Annotated in this window: 21 protein-coding genes; 3 read left to right on the top strand and 18 right to left on the bottom strand. The window is 51.4% G+C overall.

The window, feature by feature from the left end; translation table 11 throughout:
* The first annotated feature begins 28 nt into the window (after positions 1 to 28).
* Positions 29 to 1405, top strand: coding sequence for a murein transglycosylase D (mltD, locus tag SC206_RS12815; RefSeq protein WP_332737813.1), 1377 nt, complete (start codon positions 29 to 31; stop codon positions 1403 to 1405).
* A 101-nt stretch (positions 1406 to 1506) separates the two neighbouring features.
* Here mltD and SC206_RS12820 read toward each other — a convergent pair whose 3' ends face one another.
* Positions 1507 to 2316, bottom strand: coding sequence for an endonuclease/exonuclease/phosphatase family protein (locus SC206_RS12820; RefSeq protein WP_332737816.1), 810 nt, complete (start codon positions 2314 to 2316; stop codon positions 1507 to 1509).
* Between the two features lie 338 nt (positions 2317 to 2654).
* On the opposite strand from SC206_RS12820, the gene yafC reads away from it, so the two are divergent.
* Positions 2655 to 3548 (top strand): DNA-binding transcriptional regulator YafC, encoded by an 894-nt coding sequence (yafC, locus tag SC206_RS12825; RefSeq protein ID WP_332737818.1) that lies wholly within the window; start codon positions 2655 to 2657, stop codon positions 3546 to 3548.
* A gap of 18 nt (positions 3549 to 3566) precedes the next feature.
* Here yafC and SC206_RS12830 read toward each other — a convergent pair whose 3' ends face one another.
* The 17 genes from SC206_RS12830 to SC206_RS12910 are packed head-to-tail and all read right to left on the bottom strand — an operon-like array spanning position 3567 to position 17975.
* Positions 3567 to 4286, bottom strand: coding sequence for a 4'-phosphopantetheinyl transferase family protein (locus tag SC206_RS12830; protein WP_332737820.1), 720 nt, complete (start codon positions 4284 to 4286; stop codon positions 3567 to 3569).
* 20 nt (positions 4287 to 4306) lie between these two features.
* On the bottom strand, positions 4307 to 5539 hold the full coding sequence (locus SC206_RS12835; RefSeq protein ID WP_332737822.1) for a beta-ketoacyl-ACP synthase: 1233 nt from the start codon (positions 5537 to 5539) through the stop codon (positions 4307 to 4309).
* Positions 5536 to 6267 (bottom strand): 3-ketoacyl-ACP reductase FabG2, encoded by a 732-nt coding sequence (locus SC206_RS12840; RefSeq protein WP_332737824.1) that lies wholly within the window; start codon positions 6265 to 6267, stop codon positions 5536 to 5538. Before SC206_RS12840 ends, SC206_RS12835 begins: the two co-directional genes overlap by 4 nt.
* Positions 6264 to 6779: an ApeP family dehydratase gene (locus SC206_RS12845; protein ID WP_332737826.1), complete on the bottom strand. Its 516-nt coding sequence runs from the start codon at positions 6777 to 6779 to the stop codon at positions 6264 to 6266. The genes SC206_RS12840 and SC206_RS12845 overlap by 4 nt, the downstream gene beginning before the upstream one ends.
* Positions 6776 to 7948, bottom strand: coding sequence for a beta-ketoacyl-[acyl-carrier-protein] synthase family protein (locus SC206_RS12850; protein WP_332737828.1), 1173 nt, complete (start codon positions 7946 to 7948; stop codon positions 6776 to 6778). The genes SC206_RS12845 and SC206_RS12850 overlap by 4 nt, the downstream gene beginning before the upstream one ends.
* A complete protein-coding gene (locus tag SC206_RS12855; RefSeq protein WP_332737829.1) occupies positions 7945 to 8523 on the bottom strand; it encodes a DUF3261 domain-containing protein in 579 nt (192 codons plus the stop codon). Before SC206_RS12855 ends, SC206_RS12850 begins: the two co-directional genes overlap by 4 nt.
* Positions 8520 to 10847 (bottom strand): MMPL family transporter, encoded by a 2328-nt coding sequence (locus SC206_RS12860; RefSeq protein WP_332737830.1) that lies wholly within the window; start codon positions 10845 to 10847, stop codon positions 8520 to 8522. The genes SC206_RS12855 and SC206_RS12860 overlap by 4 nt, the downstream gene beginning before the upstream one ends.
* Complete coding sequence (locus tag SC206_RS12865; protein WP_332737832.1) at positions 10819 to 11424, bottom strand: LolA family protein; 606 nt, start codon at positions 11422 to 11424, stop codon at positions 10819 to 10821. Before SC206_RS12865 ends, SC206_RS12860 begins: the two co-directional genes overlap by 29 nt.
* Positions 11421 to 11879, bottom strand: coding sequence for an acyl-CoA thioesterase (locus SC206_RS12870; protein ID WP_332737833.1), 459 nt, complete (start codon positions 11877 to 11879; stop codon positions 11421 to 11423). Before SC206_RS12870 ends, SC206_RS12865 begins: the two co-directional genes overlap by 4 nt.
* A gap of 5 nt (positions 11880 to 11884) precedes the next feature.
* On the bottom strand, positions 11885 to 13651 hold the full coding sequence (locus SC206_RS12875) for a glycosyltransferase family 2 protein (RefSeq protein ID WP_332737834.1): 1767 nt from the start codon (positions 13649 to 13651) through the stop codon (positions 11885 to 11887).
* Entirely contained in the window at positions 13642 to 13983 is a 342-nt protein-coding gene (locus tag SC206_RS12880; RefSeq protein WP_332737835.1) for a 3-hydroxyacyl-ACP dehydratase FabZ family protein, read from the bottom strand. Before SC206_RS12880 ends, SC206_RS12875 begins: the two co-directional genes overlap by 10 nt.
* The gene (locus SC206_RS12885) at positions 13980 to 15290 is read right to left on the bottom strand and encodes an AMP-binding protein (protein WP_332737836.1); all 1311 of its coding nucleotides are present in this window, start codon (positions 15288 to 15290) and stop codon (positions 13980 to 13982) included. Before SC206_RS12885 ends, SC206_RS12880 begins: the two co-directional genes overlap by 4 nt.
* 20 nt (positions 15291 to 15310) lie before the next feature.
* On the bottom strand, positions 15311 to 15901 hold the full coding sequence (locus SC206_RS12890; protein WP_442976086.1) for a hypothetical protein: 591 nt from the start codon (positions 15899 to 15901) through the stop codon (positions 15311 to 15313).
* 7 nt (positions 15902 to 15908) lie between these two features.
* Entirely contained in the window at positions 15909 to 16163 is a 255-nt protein-coding gene (locus SC206_RS12895; RefSeq protein ID WP_332737837.1) for an acyl carrier protein, read from the bottom strand.
* 33 nt (positions 16164 to 16196) lie between these two features.
* Entirely contained in the window at positions 16197 to 16454 is a 258-nt protein-coding gene (locus SC206_RS12900) for a phosphopantetheine-binding protein (RefSeq protein WP_332737838.1), read from the bottom strand.
* Positions 16455 to 16457: 3 nt separating this feature from the next.
* Positions 16458 to 17240 carry a lysophospholipid acyltransferase family protein gene (locus SC206_RS12905; RefSeq protein ID WP_332737839.1) on the bottom strand — a complete coding sequence of 261 codons (783 nt, stop codon included), beginning with the start codon at positions 17238 to 17240 and terminating at the stop codon, positions 16458 to 16460.
* 6 nt (positions 17241 to 17246) lie between these two features.
* Complete coding sequence (locus SC206_RS12910; RefSeq protein ID WP_332737840.1) at positions 17247 to 17975, bottom strand: beta-ketoacyl synthase chain length factor; 729 nt, start codon at positions 17973 to 17975, stop codon at positions 17247 to 17249.
* Positions 17976 to 18327: 352 nt separating this feature from the next.
* Here SC206_RS12910 and SC206_RS12915 point away from each other — a divergent pair, with 352 nt between their 5' ends.
* The gene (locus tag SC206_RS12915; RefSeq protein WP_332737841.1) at positions 18328 to 18720 is read left to right on the top strand and encodes a hypothetical protein; all 393 of its coding nucleotides are present in this window, start codon (positions 18328 to 18330) and stop codon (positions 18718 to 18720) included.
* Positions 18721 to 18954 lie beyond the last annotated feature (234 nt).

Consider the following 18954-nt stretch of genomic DNA (forward strand, 5'->3'; position numbering starts at 1 on the left):
TCGTCTTTTAAGCAACTATGACACACACATGAAGGCTAAAGCGATTATCTTCGCCTCCTTGCTGTTAGTGGGTTGCCAGGCGTCCAGGCAGGACGTCAAGGTGCCAGTACAACATGCACAGAGTTTGTCTTCGGCAAGTCAAAGTGAAGCAGGAGAGTACACAGAGGATGGCACTACGCCGTCATCGCAGTGGTTGGGCAGCAATGACCCCAATGCGCAAAAAAATCTGTGGAACTTCATTGGCGACGAGCTGAAGATGAAGGTTCCGGATAATCCCCGGATCCGTGAGCAAAAAGTAAAATATTTAAAACAGAAGAGCTATCTCCACGATGTAACATTACGGGCAGAGCCGTACATGTACTGGATCACCGAGCAGATTAAGAAACGCAATATGCCGATGGAACTAGTACTGCTACCCATAGTGGAGAGCGCTTTTGATCCGAAAGCAACGTCATCGGCTAATGCCGCTGGGTTATGGCAGATTGTGCCAAGTACGGGTCGCAACTATGGTTTGAAGCAAAATCAGTGGTATGACGGTCGCCGCGATGTTGTGGCATCGACAACTGCTGCGCTTGATATGATGCAAAGCCTGAACAAGATGTTTGGCGGTGACTGGTTGTTGACGGTCGCGGCTTATAACAGCGGTGAAGGTCGCGTGATGCAGGCGATAAAACAGAATAAACGTAAAGGTCGACCGACAGATTTCTGGTCATTGGCGCTTCCTCGCGAGACGTCGATTTATGTCCCGAAAATGTTAGCCCTGAGCGATATTCTTAAGCATAGTCAAAAATACGGGATTAGCTTACCGAAACCTGACGAAGATCGTGCCTTGGCGCGTGTCGAAGTGGGTCAACAGATGCAGTTAACTCAGGCGGCTGAGATGGCGGGCATGTCAGTGACTAAGCTGAAATCCTTTAATACCGGTTACAAACGTAATGTCACGGCGCCTAACGGCCCACATTACATTGTGTTGCCAAAGGCGCATGCCGACCAGCTCAAAGACTCACTGGCTGATGGAGACATCACCGCAGTGCAGGAAACGCGACTGGCCAGCAACAGCACGTCTGGTTCAGCTTCCTACAAGGTTCGCTCCGGCGACAGCCTCGGTGGAATTGCAGCCAAACTGAATGTGAAGTCTAGTGATTTACAGCGTTGGAACAATTTACGCTCGGCAAGCGTGCTAAAAGTTGGGCAAACACTGCAAGTGGCAGACAACGGCGCAAGCGGTAGCAACAGTGGCAGCATTACGTACAAGGTACGCAGAGGCGATTCCCTCTCGAGTATTGCCAAGAACAACGGCGTGAACATCAAAGATGTGATGCGCTGGAATTCAGGCCTCGACGGTTTGCAGCCAGGCGAGAAGCTGACACTTTATGTGAACGGCAAGCAAAGTCCAGACAGCTAGGACTCAGCTCATTTCCCGTCTTGTTACCTGTTAACGTGACATGAGAGAAAAGCACCTTCGGGTGCTTTTTTTTTGCTTTTAATCGGGCCGTTCTTACGCGGTTAGAGATCGATACCTTCTGGCGGTTTTTGAGCTAAAAACTCTACCAGCAAAGGATTGTGATCGGAGGCGCGGGTTTCCAGCACCTTGGCGTCGGTCACGCTTAATCCGCGATAAAAGATGAAATCCAGCGGGCGACCAAAAGCCTTGCGGCGCAGGTCGGAAGGGAAACGCACTTCCTGAAGCGAGACATTACGCGAGAAGCTGTACAACGCGTGAATTCGCTGGCGGCTCCAGGCGTTAAAATCTCCGGCCATCACCACCGGCCCTTTGTGGTTGGCGATTTGTTCGCTGATCGGATCAAGCTGCTTGCTGTAAACATCCACGCCGAGGCTGAAATTGACGGCGTGAATATTCACCACCATCAAAAGACGACCATCCAGCAGCGGATAAACCGTCACCAGCGCAGATTTGGACAGGCGAAGTAAAGGCTCACGCTCGCGCAGCGGGCAGCAATAGACCGGATGCGCGGCGGCCAGCGTCATGACGCCGGAAGGATGCTGCGGCAGATCAAAGGCCGGAACCTGATCGGCAGCCAGATAGTTGGAGGTAGCAAAGCGAATCAGCTCGGGCGTGGTTTGTGCTTCCTGCAATAAAACCAGCTGAGCATCTTTGCCAAAACTTTGCAGTACAGAAAGCCAGTCAGCGCGCTGCTGCTTGAAGATATTCCATACCATGACGCGTAAAATATTCGAATTGGGCAGTGCAGCTCCCGGTGGCAGATCGGGTCCGAGATGTGCTAACACACCCGGGAAAATTTGCTCGACCGGTTGACCTGCAACATACCTCATTGCATACGTTTTTTTCGGCACACTGTTAACCCATTCTACCCAGCATTTTTCCACGAGACCGAATGCTGGCGATATTCATCGTGAATCTGCTGTGCGGAAAAATTTCCCTTCAGCGGTATCTTCCAGTATACGCCGCCGTTGCCGAACACCCAATGTGTTTACATTGGTATACAACGTTCAACCTAATTTCACGATTATTCTCAATAAATTCAGTCAAACTATTAACGGCATTGAATCTTATCGAAACTCAAGCTCATCAGTTTAGTCGCTGGCTGCGTTGGGGATCCCTATGGTTAAATGTTTCAATCGCCATGTTTGAAAAAGAATAGTTGAAAGTTATTTTTGCTGGAGAAGCAATAATGAAAGCAACGTCGGACGAATTGCTGGTGTTTGTAACGGTGGTTGAAAGCGGCAGTTTTAGTCGCGCTGCCGAGCAGCTCGGGCAGGACAATTCGGTAGTCAGTCGAAGCGTTAAACGACTGGAACAGAAGCTGAATATTCAGCTGCTCAATCGTACCACCCGACAAATCAGCCTCACGCAGGAAGGCGAGCGCTATTTCGGGCGAGTACAAAAAATTCTTCAGGACATGACCGCCGCCGAAAATGACCTGCTTGAGAACCATAATGTGCCGCAAGGATTGCTGCGCGTCGATGCCGCGACGCCCGTCGTGCTGCATATTCTCACGCCGCTGGTGGCCGAGTTTTCAGAACGTTATCCTAAAATCAGCCTGTCGCTGTTCTCTTCGGAGAGCAATATCAATTTGATTGATCAGAAAGTTGACGTGGCGATTCGTATTGGCGCGCTGGAAGATTCCAGCCTGCGCGCCCGTGAATTGATGATGAGTTATCGCAGCGTGCTGGCCTCTCCGGCCTATCTACAGAAGTGGGGCACGCCGGAAACTGTCGATGATTTGGCGCGTCATCGCTGCATTGGATTTAATGAAGTGGTGGCATTAAACAAATGGCCGTTACTGTGTGCCGACGGCCAACAGTTAACGATTAAGCCTTTCGTCAGCGCAGGGAGTGGTGAAACGCTGCGCCAACTCTGCCTCGCGGGCAACGGCATCGCCTGTCTCTCCGATTTTATGTGCCGCAAAGATATTGAACGAGGCGACTTGGTTGAACTGTTAATTCCCGATGTGATGCGCATTGCGATGCCAATCCACGCCGTTTATTACAGCGATCAGGCCGTCAGCACGCGGATCCGCTGCTTTATCGATTTTCTCACTGAGAAGCTGGGGAAAACGGCCTAAATCTTGCGATCAGTTCTTCTAGCGTCGTTGCTGATAGCATTGCCAATCTTGCGGCGGTGCTTCTATTAATTGGTTGTTTTCCGAAGAAAAATTCCACAGCTGGATATCATTCACCTTTGCAGGCACGGCTAACGCCAAAAGAGCGTGGTGATTTACGGCGTGATAAAGCTGAAGATCTTGGTCTGGATTACTGAATTTCTTATTGCAGAGTGATGTGGTAGAAAACGTTCTCTGCTGCGGTTGCAGACTGACGTTTGCCATCGACCAAATTCCCTGCCCCTGCTGCTTGAGCAGCGCTTCCCGCTGACACCAGAGCTGCCAGAAAGCCGTCAGAGGATCGGCCTGCTTCTTCAACCACTGATTCTCTTCCGCACTAAAAAAAGCCTCAGCCAGCGCAGACGTGCCGCGTCGCGCACGAATAATTTCCACATCACAGCCGACCGGGCCTGCGTCGGAAACGGCCACCAGCAGTTGGTTCCCGCTATGGGCAAGATTGAAAAAAGGCAGCGCGTTATCGACAAACGCCGGTTTGCCGCCAGAATGAATTACGATAGCGGGAAGCGTTGCGCAGTCAAAGAGTTGCGACATTAATTCCGCCAGCAGCGCTCTGGCAGCCAAAAACGTGGCGGCCCGTTTTGCGCCCATTTGCTCGGCTTCGACCAATAACGCCGGTGATAAACGTCGAGTGTCTAATTCAGCTTGCAAGGTTGCCGTAGCGATCGCGGTGACTTTCTTCATTAAGGAGCTGCTTAAGTCATTTACGGCCAGCGACGGAAAACCAGCGAGGTATTAATGCCGCCAAAGGCAAAATTATTCGACTGGATAAATTCCGTGTCGATATGGCGCGCTTCACTCATCAAATAGTCGAGATCGCCGCACAGCGGATCAGGTTCGGACAGATTAATGGTCGGGAAGAAACGCTGCTCATTCATCATTTCCAACGACATCCAGGCCTCGAGCGCGCCACAGGCTCCCAAGGTGTGGCCGAAATAGCTTTTCAACGAAGAAATTGGCGTCTGATTGCCGAAGACTGCCGCCGTTGCCTGACTTTCGGCGATATCTCCGCGATCGGTGGCCGTGCCGTGGGCGTTGATATAACCAATTTCCGCCGCCGAAATACCGGCCTGTTGCAGCGATTTGGCGATGCAAATCTGCATGGTTTCGCGCTGCGGCTGGGTGATATGCGCCGCGTCGCAGTTAGTGGCAAAGCCGACGATTTCGCCATAGATTTTCGCGCCTCGCGCCTGCGCGTGATCTAATGATTCTAAAATCAGCGCGCCCGCGCCCTCGCCGATTACCAGTCCGTCGCGTTGTGTGTCGAAAGGCCGTGGCGAAAGTTCTGGCGTGTCATTTTGCTGGCTGGTGGCAAAAAGTGTATCAAATACAGCAGCCTCTGACGGACAGAGCTCTTCGGCACCTCCCGCCACCATCACCGTTTGATAGCCGTGTTTAATGGCTTCAAACGCATAACCGATTGCCTGACTGCCCGAGGTACAGGCGCTGGAAGTCGGAATAACGCGCCCTTTCAAACCGAAAAACAGCCCTGCATTGACCGCCGTGGTATGTGACATCATCTGCACGTAAGTCGTGCCTGTTATGTTGTTGGTGTGCTGCTCGGTAAGCATGGTGGCAAATTCGCTCACGGGTTTGGTACTGCCGGTCGACGAGCCAAAAGCGATGCCGGTTTCGCCATTGGTCAGCACCGGCGAACCGAGTAACCCGGCCTGTTCCAGCGCAAGTTCGGCCGCACGGGTTGAGAGCAGCGAGACGCGGCCCATCGAGCGGATGCGTTTGCGGGTGTAATGCTCCGGAAGCACAAAGTCGTCGATAGGGGCGCCTAAATGCGTGTTTAATCCTTGATAAATCAGCCATTCATCCATGTGGCGCACGGCATTTTTTCCGGCCTGCAAACGCGCTGAAACCTGTTCCCAGCTGTTGCCAAACGCAGTAACGCCTTTCATGCCGGTGATAACAACGCGCTGAATGCTCATACCATGCCCCCGTTAATCGAAATCACCTGTCGGGTGACGTAACCGGCAATGTCTGACATCAGATAGCTTGTCAAACCGGCGACTTCTTCCGCCGTGCCCATGCGTTTTAGCGGGATCATGCTCATTGCGGCGTCCAACGCGTGAGGTTCCATCTCCAGCATGCCGGTATCTACTAACCCCGGCGCGATACAGTTTACGGTGATTTTACGTTTGGCCAACTCAAGCGATAAGGCTTTGCAGGCGCCGATGATTCCGGCCTTGGCGGCGCTGTAATTTACCTGTCCGCGATTGCCGGTAATGCCCGAAACCGAAGAGAGGGCAATGATGCGGCCGCCCTGACGCAGGCCAATCATCGGCATGACGCACGGATGCAAAACGTTATAAAAGCTGTCGAGATTGGTGTGAATGACGCCGTCCCAATCGCTGTCGCTTAACGCCGGAAACGCGCCGTCACGGGTAATGCCCGCGTTATTGACCACGCCGTAATAGGCACCGTGCTGCTCGATATCGGCCTCGAGGATTTCGCGGCACTGTAAACGATCGCTAATATCAAAACAGATCGTTCTGGCGCTGCCGTCCTCCTGAAGGATCGACTGCACCGTGTTGTCGGCACCTTGTTGATCGCTGTGGTAATGCACCACTAGAGCAAATCCGTCTTTCGCCAATTGCAGCGCGATGGCCCGACCGATCCCTTTGCTGGCACCGGTGACTAATACTGAACGTGTCATGTTGCTGACCCTTGAAGTGGTGTTTCTTGGCGTGGTTTTTTTAAAAACAGCGTTTGCAGCTCTTCGGCGTCAGGCTGATAAGTATTTAACCCAGCCTGTGCAACAGATTTACTTTCTGGATTACCTCGTTGATTCATTGAGATAGTGCACTCAAAGCTTGCCAGCTTCTCATCTTGAAGCAGCATGCTGGCGCTCACCGTCAGCAAGGCGTCGGCTGGAAATGTTGGCAGACTGCATTTCAACCCGCGTCCGCCGAGTAACATCCCCAGGCGCGGCGCGCTGCCACCTTGACTGGCGTGCCAGCCACTCCAGACGCCAATCGTCTGCGCCATCAGTTCAAGTGCAAACCACGAAGGTAATCGCCCTTGTTCATCTAAAAATGGTGCCAACACGCCCTCTTTTGACACCCGTACCTGACAACGCGCCGCGTGTTCTTCTACCTCAAGCACCTGTTCAAGCATCACCATTGGCGCGGCGTGCGGCAAATAACATTCTGCGGCTAAATATTTCATCGCGGTTCTCCCAGCAAAATACTGGCGTTATTGCCGCCAAAGGCAAAAGAGTTCGACAGAATAGTCGCTTTTGTCAGCCGTTGAGGCTGGGTTATCAGGCCAATATCTGCCAGTGAAGCATCGACTTTAGAGCTCGAAAAATCTTGTGGCGGCAGCGGAAGATTGCGGGTCAAAATTAGCCAGCCGAGTGCGGCCTCGGTAGCGCCCGCTGCGCCCAACGTGTGACCCGTCAAATGCTTAGTTGAACTGCACGGCACGTGATTGCCGAACATTCTTTGAATAACCTGCCCTTCGACCCGATCGTTTTGCTCCGTCGCCGTGCCGTGAAGATTGATATAGCCGAGATCGTCGCGGCTCATGCCCGCCTGCTCAAGCGCCATCATCATCGCCCGTTCCGCTCCTTCGCCCTGCGGATGCGGCGCCGACATGTGCCAGGCGTCGGATGACTCGCCTACCCCGAGCAGCGCCACCTGCGCGGGTTCTCGCGTCAGTAATATCAGCGCTGCACCTTCGCCAATATTAATGCCGTCTCTTTCGGCGGCGAACGGCGTGCAGCGTCCTTCGGAGAGCGCCTCCAGACTGGCAAAGCCGTTAATCGGCATCCGGCAAAGGCTATCTGCGCCGCCCACCAGCGCTACGTCTGCCAGACCGGCCGCTATCAGCCGCTGCCCGCTGATAATGGCTCGCGCACTGGAAGAGCAGGCCGTGGACAGGGTATAGGCCACGCCATTCAGGTCCAGCAGTTTGCGCAGAAATTGCGAGGGGTCGCCCAACTCTTGCTGTTGATAGTGATATTCGCTTGGCAACGCGCCCGTTCGCTGGCTAGATAGCACCGCGTCTTCGCCTTCGGCAATTCCGGAGGTGCTGGTGCCCATAATCACCGCCACGCGGCTTTTACCATACTGAGCAATGGCGCGATCAACGTCTGGCCGAATTTGTTGCAACGCGGCCATCAGCAGCTGGTTGTTACGGCTGCGATGAGGCGCGAGAGAGGCGGGAATAGACGGCAGCGGCGAAAGGACTTGTCCGAGCCACAGCGGTTTTTTACTGGTCAGCCAGGCGTCCTGTAATTGCATGCCCGGCGAACGGCCTGCGACCAGATTATCGGCTATTTCGTCCAGCTCGCCACCCAACGCGTTGACCATGCCAACGGCGGAAAAATAGATCACGCATCACCTCCGACGTTCTGGATAGTGATGTGATAGTGGAACGCGAACTGCGTAATCGACACCGGCTGGCGCTTGCCCTGCTGCATCTGGTATTCGATTCGACTAACCGGCTGGCCCGTGGCGTCTGCCAGCACGCGGGTGGTGCCGTTATCGACCAGCGTCCAACCCGCAGGTAACAGCGGCTGCCAGCGGTTTATTGGCCAATAGCTCAGCATAATATCGGCAAGGACCTGATTAGCGGGCGGCAGTTGCGCAATTTTGATCGCCTGCTCGGTATGAATACCCTGCTTGTTGTAAACCACTTTAAACAGGCGAATGCCGAGCGGAGAAAGTCCTGCCAGCTGCAGGCTTTGGCCGTCGGCGTTTAAAAGCACCAGCATCGACTGCTGTTTGCCATCGACGGTGCCCGTCAACAGCTGCTGCTGGTCGAGCTTTTCATTTAACAAGGGAGCGGGTAATGCCACGCGAACTCCCGGCTTTAACCAGGCCTGCGGCAAGGCATCGGGTTGAGGAGCGGCTGCACAACCGGCAAGTGTCAGGCTGACAAGAAGCCACACGGCGCGAAAGGCGATCATTTTTTGTTCCTTTTATTCCGGCTTGGAAGTGTAAGAGGCGAGAGCAGGAAGGCGGTAAAAATGCCGCTGCTCAGCACAATGCCAAAACTGCTGATAGCCTGAGTCGAACTGAAAACCAGCATCCCAAAAGTTAATTGGGTGGTCACCACCGCCATAAAAATGGCAAACATCGAAGTCGTGGGTGTGCCATGCGGATTGGTGAAAAACAGGGTGTAATTGATACCAATGCCCAACACCAGAATCAGCGCCAGCATTGAGAAAAGATTGAGGCTGTGCCCGCTAAAGCCAAGCGCCGCAAGGCCCATCGCCAAAGATAACAGCGTGGGAACGCAGCAAACCAGTCCGTGAGGCCAGCGAAAACGCCACAGATAAATTGCGCAGATTACCCCTGCGGCGAGCAATAACAGCCATGAAAGCATGACGCGATACTGTTCGAACAGGCCGCTAAACTCTGTTTTGCGATCGATCCAGCCTACGCCTGTCATAGACTGCGCCAGCGTTTGCATCGCTGCGCCGTCTTTCACGCCGTTGACCGGCACCAGTGCGGCGCTGCGACCGTCGGCCATTGAGAGCCAAAGCAGTCGCCAGCCCTGACTGATGACGCTGTTTTGCCACGCAGCAGGCGTCACCCACTGCGTTGAAATATCGGCAGTTTTGACGTTTAGCCCGGCCTGTTGCAACTGAGCGGCCACCTCGGGCGCACGCTGGGCAAGTAAAGTAAGATCGGCCCGTTGCTGTTTTAGAGAAGGTAAACCGAGCAGCCGATAACTGCTGAGATTGCCCTCGGTTTTCGCCGCTCCAAGCTTCAGATGCAGCAATTCAAGGCGTTGCAAAGTCTGTTCGGCACTGTTGCCGTAAACCACCAGCCATTTCTGATCGTTGGACTGGCCGGTTAAGGCAGCGATCTGCTGTTCCTGTTTAAGCAGTGAAACAGGTAATGCCTGAAGTTGACCAATGTCATCGTTAACCTGTAAACGCGCCACGCCGACGGTTGCCAGAATCAGTACTACCAGCGGCAGGCCGATACGCAGCGGTTTTTTGCTTCGCCAGGCGTGCAGCCAACGCAGGATAAGCGTCAGGCCGGGCGTTGGGCCTACAGGCAAATATTTAGACAAATAGGGATACCAACAGATGACCGTGATGCAGGCGGCGCTCAGCCCCGCGGCGGCAAACACGGCCAACTGCTGCATTCCGGGGAATGGGGCAATCAAAAGCATTAAATAAGCGGCGACGGTGGTGAGCATCGCCATCGATAACGCAGGAAACAGCTTTTGCAGGCTTTGTAGCGGCGTTGACTGCTGCCCATGAACGCGGCGTTCGGTAAGAAAATAGAGCGTGTAATCCGCCGAAATGCCAACGATGCTGGTGCTCAATACCAGCGTCATGACGTGGATTTCGCCAAAGGCCAGCAGCGTCATGACGGTGCCCGAAAGCGCGCCAATAGCGATCGACAGAACGCTGAGCAGCATCGGCACGATAGAACGAAACATCAGTAAAATCAGGGCGAAAACGCCTAGAACAGAAGCCAGCCCAAGGGTGGAAATATCATGTTCGGCCTGCTGGCTGGCATAGTTGCTGTAAAAAACGGTGCCGCGCTCGAGCACCTGCGCGCCCGGCCAGCGGCTTTCGAAATGATTTTTTAGAGCATCGAGCTTGCCTACAATCTGCTTGCTGCTGGTGATGTCATAAGAAGAGGCGCGCAGCTCGGCGTGCAGCAGATACCAGCGTTGGCCCTCCGGGTCTTTCGCCATCAGCCAGCCGTTGTCCAGCGTCATGCCTGCGCCGTTTTGCTGCTGCGCCATTTGTGATGCGCGCACCAATAATAGCGGATCGCCAGCCAGCTCTTTACCACTGACACCGGCAAAGGCCGAATAGACCTGGCCCAGAATCCACTGCGACTGACTCTCGGCTCCGGCGGCAAGGCGTGCTCGGGTTGCGTCGTCGATTAAGGCGTTGCGATGAATATAGAAAAATTGGCCCCACTGCTGTTGCTGCGCCTCATCCATCGGGCCTTGCACCTGCTGCAATTCGGGTATCTGACGAAGCTGCGTGAGCCAATCGTTTAGCGCCAGCGCGCTGTTTTCATCGGCAGGTGGCTTGACCAGCCACATCAGCTGGCGATCGAGCCGCTGACTAAAAGCCGTCGTGAGATCGTCGGGCACGCTTGCCAGCTGCTGCTTGGGCAACAGTGCCAATACGCTGCTATTGATTTGGCTGCGTGGCAATAGCCAACACAGCGCAGCAATCAGCACAAGGCAGACGACCAACCAGCCAACGGCCAGCTGGCGGTGTCGGTTAGGAAGAAAAATGCTGCTTTTCGGCATCGGTTAGCGTCTTGGGTTCTGTGCGTTGATTGAAAAACTGAATTTGGGTGCTGTCGCCTTGCATATCGTCGATATTGATATGATTGAGAAAATCCTGACCGTCCAGCGTGATAGTTTTAAACAGCTTGTTTAGCGGCGAGGTGGTGGGCTTCAAAATCAGCACCCATTTCCCCTGCCCTTTATCGCTAAAATCTAGCGCAAAGTTCTGCGCCAGTGCGCGGTGATCGGCGTGGAACAGCGCGCTCAGCAGGCCGTTGAACTGGAACATCTGCGGATTATTTTGTGCGGTAACCACCTGCGGTGCCTGCCCGGCCATGGTTTGCACCATCCGGTTATTAGTGAGCAGAAGGCTCAACGCGAAGGGTTTTTGCTGCTGCCACCACAGCCCTTCTTCGCGGGAAATCAGTAAATTACCGCTAGAGTTGAGCTTTTGATCCATGCCGCTGACGGAGCGCTGCTGGATAAACTCGGCGCGTAAAACGGGCTGTTCACTGAAACGCTGCTGTAGAGAGTCAAGCGTAACGGCCTGCGCGCCGAGGCTAAACAGGGCAAGTAGACAGATTAAAAAATGCTTCACGGTTTCACTCCCATTTTCTCAAACAGTATTGGCGGCGAGACAAAGCACATCTCTTTGGATTCGATATGCACGGCGACCTGAAGAGTAAAGCCGCTGGTGGTGCGTTTGCCGCTCTGGGCATCAAAAATTTGATAATTGATCCGCAGGCGATTTTCAAATTCCACCAGTTCGGCCTGAACGATAATTTGCTGTTCAAAAGTGACCGGTCCGCTGTATTTCAGGCGAGTATCGACGATAGGCCAAACATAGCCGGACGCTTCCATTTGCCGATAGCCATAGTCGAACTGTTTAAGTAACGCTTCACGAGCCACTTCGAGGTAGCGAAAATAGTTACCGTGCCAGACAACGCCCATCGGATCGACGTCGTGAAAAGGCACGGTCATCTCGACGCGTATAGAAAAGCGTGGATCAGCTAAGCGTGGATCGGCTAAACGTGAATCTTTTTTCTCGGCCATAGCAGTCAAACTCTCTCTTTGGGGTCAGCATCGGGACGCTGCCAAAAATCGTAAAAATTGAACCAGTCGTGAGGTGCCAACAGGCTGTAATGTTCAAGCCGCTGGGCATAACGGTCGACAGCATTCTGTAAACATTGCTGTCGTGTTGCACGCGCAAGCAATAAAGGATCGGCAAAAGGCTCGAAATAGATGTTCAGCTTTCGATTTTGCATGATGCCGAACATCAGGAAAACTGGCACTCGCAACGCCGCCGCCAGTATAAATGGCCCCTGCGGAAAGGCTGCCGGCTCCCCGAGAAAATCGCTGTAAATCACGCGCTGCTTTTCGGTTAGCGGCAGATTGTCGGTTGGTGGCAGCTTGCTCGTTTGAGTCGAGGTACGCTGATAACCATTGGCGGAGGTGCGATCGCCGACAATGGCGACCCACTCCCCGAGGTCCAGCTTTTCTTTTAACAGGATGGCCGTTTCTGGCCCCATGCTGGCGACCTGAATCAGATTCACATTGGCGAGAGGATTCACCTCTTTCATTAGCTGATTAAATCTTTCGGCATGTTGGGTAAATACTAGCGCATTGACCTTAACATCATGATTTAACGCACCTAACGCGCGGCACGATTCAATATCACCCAAATGGGAACCAAGAATAAGCGTGCCTTTGCCGCTGGCAATCTGGGCTTCGCAACGTGCAGCATCGACGATAATGGCGTCGCGGTTCAATTTTGTATCGCCCTGCCAGCTCGCCAGTTTGCTTAAGGCTGCCTCGCCGAAACGCATGAAATGACGAAAACTGCTTAACGGGTAAGGCAAGCTGATAGCCCGTGCTGTGGCAACTGCTGCGACTTTTTGCAGGTAATCTTGCGACGCTCGGCGCTGGCGTGCGCCACTCAGCCAGAAGTAGCCAATCACCGGATACAGCAGCAGTTGAAAGGCACGACGTCCCAATAAATGATAAACGCGCAGCATCAGGCGTAATCCCCACAGCCCTTTACGCTCCTGCGTTCTGGACCAATGTGGTGATGCACTGTTTTTGTTGCGCATTCTCAGTAGCTTAGGGATGCGTGGCAGCATGCCGAAAAACAGCCGTGTATGCATCCAGGAGATCCGTAGGTTATCTTTGAGGGCATCGAAATGTGACAGGCCGTCTGGAGGATAGATAACTTGCGTGGAGATAAAACGGCTGCGGGTGCCCTGCCAGTAGAGGCGCACCATGATTTCGGTATCAAAATCCATTCGTTCGCCAATCGCGTGTTGCTTTAACAAAGCAAGTGAAGGGCCGAGCGGATAGACCCGAAAACCGCACATGCTGTCTTTCAATTCCAGCGATAAAGTTTCGATCCACACCCAAACGTGCGTCACATAGCGACCATAGAGTCGGGCTTTAGGCACCGAACTATCGTAAATCGGCCGGCCAGAGATTAAATATTCAGGATATTTTTCAGCGTCTGCCAGTAATCTGGGAATATCCGCCAGCTGATGCTGGCCGTCGGCATCGACCTGCAACGCGTGGCTAAATCCTTTCTGGGCAGCTACGGTCAGCGCATGAATTACGGCTGCGCCTTTGCCTCGATTCACCGGAAACGTTTCAAGAATCAGCCAGCCATTTTCCGCTGCAAGACGGGACAGTTCATTGGCCGTTTCAGATTCACTGCCATCATCGACGACAATGCACGGCAGCCCAAATGGCTGAATACGCGCAATAACGTCGGCCATGGTCGCGCCGTGGTTATAGCAGGGAATAATAATGCAGGGGCGAAAACCGTCACTTATGGACATAGGATGATTTTTCCACTGCTGGCCTGCTGTTCACCTTCAACGTAACTAAAAATCAGCCTGTTTCTCTCGCGGACCCATTGAATATCAAGCGTTAATTGGGCGCCGGGCAACAGTGGCTGTTGAAACTTCATCACCTCGAAACCACCGAATTCGCCGCAAAGTCCGAGCGCCTGACGGGCAAAAATCATCACCCAGTTGAGCTGGGTAACGCCGGGTAAAATAGGCTGCTGCGGAAAATGTCCCTTGAACCAGAAAAGCTCGGCGGGCAGTAGCAGCTCAAGGTGTAGGCTGTCTCCCTGAACTTGTTGAGTGAGTATTTGCGGTAACATCATACAAAGAGTTCCTGTAGTTCGGCGTAAGCTCTTTTACCTTGCTGATTCAGTGGGATAGCAGGCAGGAATCGCCAAAATCGCGGTAAGGCCACCGGCGCAAGCCAAGGACGCAATGATTGACGCAGCGCCAACGTGAGTGCGGTGTGCGACGATTTATCTTGCGTGCCGCGCAAAACAATTACCGCGGCGATATAGCGACGCCCCTTTCTTTCAATGGCGATTGCACAGGCCTCTTTTACATTCGGCAACTGGCATAAGCGATGCTCGATTTCATCGAGCGATAGCCGCTGCTCGGCAATTTTCACTATCCGGTCTTGTCGGCCCAGCAGGTGAAACTCTCTACCGCCCGGCAATATTTGGATTTTATCGGTTAATGCTACGCCCTGCGGCTCGGCAATAATCGTCGACGTCACGCGATTTGACGGTAAAAAGTCGACACCGTCGAACAGCGTCCACGGCGTATTTTCATGCTGCTGCTGGCGGCTCGCCATAATACCGGTTTCTGTCGCGCCATATATATCAGTAGGATAAACACCACACGATTGATATATACGTTTCGTTTCGGTGGCAGAAAGCGGACCGCCCGCCGAGAAAATTTGCACACAGTTTATCGACGGTAAAAGGTCGTCCAATCGCTGCAAGAAGGTCGGGCTGCTAATCAATGTGAGCGGAAAATGCTGCGCCATGGTGATGAGCTGCTCGTGAACTTCGAGATTTTCGGAAAAAAACGGCACGCCCAAGCTAAATGGCAACATTACTCGAAACGTCAGGCCGTACAGATGCTGGGAAGAAACGGTGGCAATGAGCCGCGATTTCTTCAGCATATTGCCCCAGCGCTGCGCCAGCCACTGACTTTCAATCTGCAAACTTGAAACAGGCTTAACGACTTTTTGCGGCTTTCCTGTTGATCCAGAGGTAAATAGAATCAACGACGCATTTTGCGGGAACGCGGGTAAAGGCCGTTCAGGGAGGGAATCAGCAGGCGTAACATCAATGGGCATGATGATTGTCGGGCAAGTAAGCGCTAACTCACTGTCGGTGAGAAGCGCATCGAACTCACCCCGCTGTTCTTGCAATAGCGCATGACGCATATGGCCTGGCAGCACGGGAGTCTTGCCGCAGTAAAGCACTGCGAGCAGAGAAACGGTAAACGCGTAGCTGTCATGGAAACACAGCGCCCAACGTTGAGCAGGCATAGACTGAAGGCGAAAAATAAGGCTGCTCACCTCGCGTCGCAAGTCATCTAAATACCACTCACGCGTGCGGCTCCAGGCAATAAGCCGGTTGCCTTCTACACCAGACGTCAACCATTGATCTATCGGCAAGCTTATGTTTTGCGTACTCTTTTCCTGACTATCCATTCGATACCCATCAATAAGCCAATCAGCAGATAACTCACTCCGCCATTATAAAATGTCCACAGGGCCAAATTGCCTTTTAAACAGGTATAAAGAGCAATGCCGCCGTTGAAAATAAAAAAGAGGCACCAGACTTGGGTTACTCTTCGCGTATAGCGGACGCCCTGTGGAGATAAATCAGGTTCTGTAAGTCTGGCGAGTCGCTCGATTATGGGTGGCGATGAAAAAAGCGAGTACCCAAATAACAGTAATAATAATCCGTTCACCGCAACCGGATAATAGAGCAGCATCTGAGTTTCATGCAGTAACCCGCTTGCAGCAGCTAACAATAACCCTGTAATGGCAATAGATTTACCCAGCGCCGTTAATTGGCTTAGCTTGCCACGAAAGGTAAGCAGGCGGAGAAGAAATACGGCGATCAGCAGCGGCGCAAGGATCTCAACGCCCCACTTCTTCAGTCCAAAATTAACGGCTAGCGGATAAGCAATAAGAACCAAGACCATCAACACATGTAATAATGTATTAAGTCGAAAAGAGCGAGGCGGCCGGTCTTGATTCATGGCTTATTTAAGACTGTTCAGAATTAAGTAATTCATCGATAGCATCAACAACGTCTTGAACAGTTTTTACCGATTTAAACATCTCGGGCTTAATTTTTCGACCCGTCGATTTTTGCAGATGCACGACTAAATCGACGGCATCGATACTGTCTAAATCGAGATCTTCATAGAGTCGAGATTCCGGTGTTATATCAGCGGCATCAAGCTCGAATAACTTAACCATGAGATCACTAATCTGTTGATAAATATCTTGCTTCTGCATAAAACCTTCTAAAAGTATTAGCTTGAATAATTGTTATTTTGATTGCTCGCCAATAAAACGGGCGAGAGTCGCTACCGAATAAAAATGCTGACGCATTTCTTCGCTTTCTGCAGAAAGCACGACACCATACTTATTTTTTAATGCCAATCCCAATTCCAGTGCATCAATTGAATCGAGACCCAAACCATCATTAAATAGCGCCGCCTCGGTATCTATTTCTTCAGGCGTCATCCCCTCAAGATTCAAGGTGTCGATGATAAGCTTTTTTATTTCGTTACTTATTGAATCCATTACTTATTTCTCGTTATTCTTCAACATTAACTCTGAACGCAGGCGATGAGTCAGACGTCTCGCGGCCATCGCAAGTGACAGATCGTCCGGTTCAATAAATTCTCGGGCTGCAATTTTGTCTTTCACCCGAATAACAAAATGCGGTTTATTCGGTGGAATATTATACCATCGGCCCTGTTTTGTTAGCATGGGTGGATGACAAGAAATCTGCACCACCCTAATATCGCAGTCGGCCCTTAACGCAATATTTGCTGCGCCGCGCTGCAAGACTATCGCTTTACCTTCGGGAGTTCGCGTACCCTCAGGAAAAATGAGCAGGCTTCCGCCCGCATCGAGCCTCTGTTTACAGGATTCCAATAATGCATTGGAGCCTGAATTAACCAGATATCCCGCTGCCTTGATGACACCTTTTACGAAAGGATTTTTCAATAGCGCTGCTTTAACAATGCAATCACAACGCGGCATGCACGATGCCAATAAAACGTAATCTAGCAGGCTCGGATGATTGGCCACGATCAGACAACCTTTATCCTGATCGAAAAGATCTGCGCCTTCGATACGATAATCCATTACCCCAGCAACACGCAGTAAATTCAGAAAAAATTTAAAGCTGTATTTAATGCTGTTAAGCGTCAATCTATTTAGGCGATTAGGGTCGCGAACAACCAGCCTCAGCAGAGTAAACCAAATAAGCGAAAGTATCAGTCCACCTAATCCGAAAACCAGGAAAAATACGCCGGTTGCTAACCAACGCCAAAGGCGATTAAACAGGCTGGCACGCTTCATTAATGTCTAATCCCGAGTGTTATTTTCACATTGCCATTGCCAGGAATAATCGTCGGCCGCAATAATAAAATCGTTATCCTTAAGGAGATAATGACGTAAAAATTGCAGACTCTGTGGCATGGGGCTAGTTTTTGCTTCTTGAATAAGATGACAGGTCGACGTATCGCCCTTTGTCAAAACGAGAGCAACGCAATATGGCGCATATTGGCTATTCTGATTTGGCGCATAAATATCTGGCACGCAACCATCAAAATCAACCAGCAGAACCGTATTCACGCCGTCAACGGAAAGCATTGCCCGCGCTTCTAGCAACCCCTGCTGGAAACTGTCGCTTCCTGCTGCCAACGAGGTGACCGGCAAGGTATTTTTCGCGGCAATAGTGAGCCATCCAGCGGCCGTATTATGTACCGACATCGAGAAATCGGTGGGCGATACCTGCTGTTGCTGCGCTAAAGTCTGAAGAATTTTATAGGTTCTTTCGAGTTCGCCATGCCGACTGGTAAATACTGCTCTATCAAACTGATATTTCTCGATTAATGCGAGCGACGACTCAACGGCAATACGACTTACCGGACTCATTCGACGAGCTGACATCATTGGAATGCGCTGGCTTTTAGCGATCTCTCCCTTGAAAGCCTGATCAGCTGATAGCAAAGCCCATTGATTCCAGTCTTCTGATGTACTCAGGCCGGGCGCTAGTGCATGCCAATCAAGTACAGCTAATGAGTAATTCATTTTAACGCGCTCTCGGATCACCTTTTTATCGAATGCAGACTGTATTCGATTTTAGGGGTAAGTGCATCTATAAATGCGAATTATCCTAAGTTGCGTTGTTGATAGCGATAATAACAGGATCCAGGAAAAAAAATATCGTTACGCCATTAATTAAGAAACTACTAATTACTAAGCATAAATAGAGGTAGCCTGCTAATTTATCAGGAGATTAAGTTTTATCTAATATTTAAATAAGATTAAGGAAAGGATATTCATTCATTAAAACTGTTCGAACCCTTCTCAAGGATGTATTTTGTAAACTGAGATAAAAGGGTAAGTTTAATTAAATGATATTTAACAATATGGGTTTTAAATGAAATTTAATAAAGGGTTTCTAAAGATAGCTATTTGCACTGCCTTACTGACCGGTTGCATAAGCCATACGGCACCGATTCACAATGTGAACGAGGCGGTGATAGCGAGCCATAGCTCAATGCAGGTCAAGCAAGCTATTTTAATGGCGGGAGCGAAACGGGGATGGCAAATGAGTACGCCACAGGATGGAATAGTTATGGCGACATTAACGCCGCGCGGTCATATAGCGAATGTCAAAATAACCTATTCGTCTACAGAATATAAAATCGAGTATGTGAGCAGCAGTAATTTGGATGAGAATAAGGGTAAAATCCATAAAAATTACAATCGCTGGGTCAATAACCTGGATCAAGATATCAAAGCGCAGCTTAGCGTTGCGAATATGCAGTAAATTGCCACTGATCAGGCGTATTTTTAGAAAAATATGCCTGACTTTATCATTATTTTTGCTATTTACCGTCACCCTTACAGCGCTAGAAATGCAAAAAGCTATAAATGCAAAGTCTATAAATGCAAAAAACCCTGAATCTTTCGATTCAGGGTTATGCAATTAGTGGCGGAACGGACGGGGCTCGAACCCGCGACCCCCTGCGTGACAGGCAGGTATTCTAACCAACTGAACTAC

The organism is Rouxiella sp. T17 (assembly GCF_036663475.1).
In the GTDB taxonomy this organism is placed as follows: Bacteria; Pseudomonadota; Gammaproteobacteria; order Enterobacterales; family Enterobacteriaceae; genus Rouxiella.

Bases quoted from the DNA above. Each gene is read 5' to 3' on its own strand.
- mltD (WP_332737813.1), top strand. From the start codon at position 29: ATGAAGGCTAAAGCGATTATCTTCGCCTCCTTGCTGTTAGTGGGTTGC.
- yafC (WP_332737818.1), top strand. From the start codon at position 2,655: ATGAAAGCAACGTCGGACGAATTGCTGGTGTTTGTAACGGTGGTTGAA.
- SC206_RS12830 (WP_332737820.1), bottom strand. From the start codon at position 4,286: ATGAAGAAAGTCACCGCGATCGCTACGGCAACCTTGCAAGCTGAATTA.
- SC206_RS12835 (WP_332737822.1), bottom strand. From the start codon at position 5,539: ATGAGCATTCAGCGCGTTGTTATCACCGGCATGAAAGGCGTTACTGCG.
- SC206_RS12840 (WP_332737824.1), bottom strand. From the start codon at position 6,267: ATGACACGTTCAGTATTAGTCACCGGTGCCAGCAAAGGGATCGGTCGG.
- SC206_RS12845 (WP_332737826.1), bottom strand. From the start codon at position 6,779: ATGAAATATTTAGCCGCAGAATGTTATTTGCCGCACGCCGCGCCAATG.
- SC206_RS12855 (WP_332737829.1), bottom strand. From the start codon at position 8,523: ATGATCGCCTTTCGCGCCGTGTGGCTTCTTGTCAGCCTGACACTTGCC.
- SC206_RS12860 (WP_332737830.1), bottom strand. From the start codon at position 10,847: ATGCCGAAAAGCAGCATTTTTCTTCCTAACCGACACCGCCAGCTGGCC.
- SC206_RS12870 (WP_332737833.1), bottom strand. From the start codon at position 11,879: ATGGCCGAGAAAAAAGATTCACGTTTAGCCGATCCACGCTTAGCTGAT.
- SC206_RS12875 (WP_332737834.1), bottom strand. From the start codon at position 13,651: ATGTCCATAAGTGACGGTTTTCGCCCCTGCATTATTATTCCCTGCTAT.
- SC206_RS12880 (WP_332737835.1), bottom strand. From the start codon at position 13,983: ATGATGTTACCGCAAATACTCACTCAACAAGTTCAGGGAGACAGCCTA.
- SC206_RS12890 (WP_442976086.1), bottom strand. From the start codon at position 15,901: ATGAATCAAGACCGGCCGCCTCGCTCTTTTCGACTTAATACATTATTA.
- SC206_RS12895 (WP_332737837.1), bottom strand. From the start codon at position 16,163: ATGCAGAAGCAAGATATTTATCAACAGATTAGTGATCTCATGGTTAAG.
- SC206_RS12900 (WP_332737838.1), bottom strand. From the start codon at position 16,454: ATGGATTCAATAAGTAACGAAATAAAAAAGCTTATCATCGACACCTTG.
- SC206_RS12905 (WP_332737839.1), bottom strand. From the start codon at position 17,240: ATGAAGCGTGCCAGCCTGTTTAATCGCCTTTGGCGTTGGTTAGCAACC.
- SC206_RS12910 (WP_332737840.1), bottom strand. From the start codon at position 17,975: ATGAATTACTCATTAGCTGTACTTGATTGGCATGCACTAGCGCCCGGC.
- SC206_RS12915 (WP_332737841.1), top strand. From the start codon at position 18,328: ATGAAATTTAATAAAGGGTTTCTAAAGATAGCTATTTGCACTGCCTTA.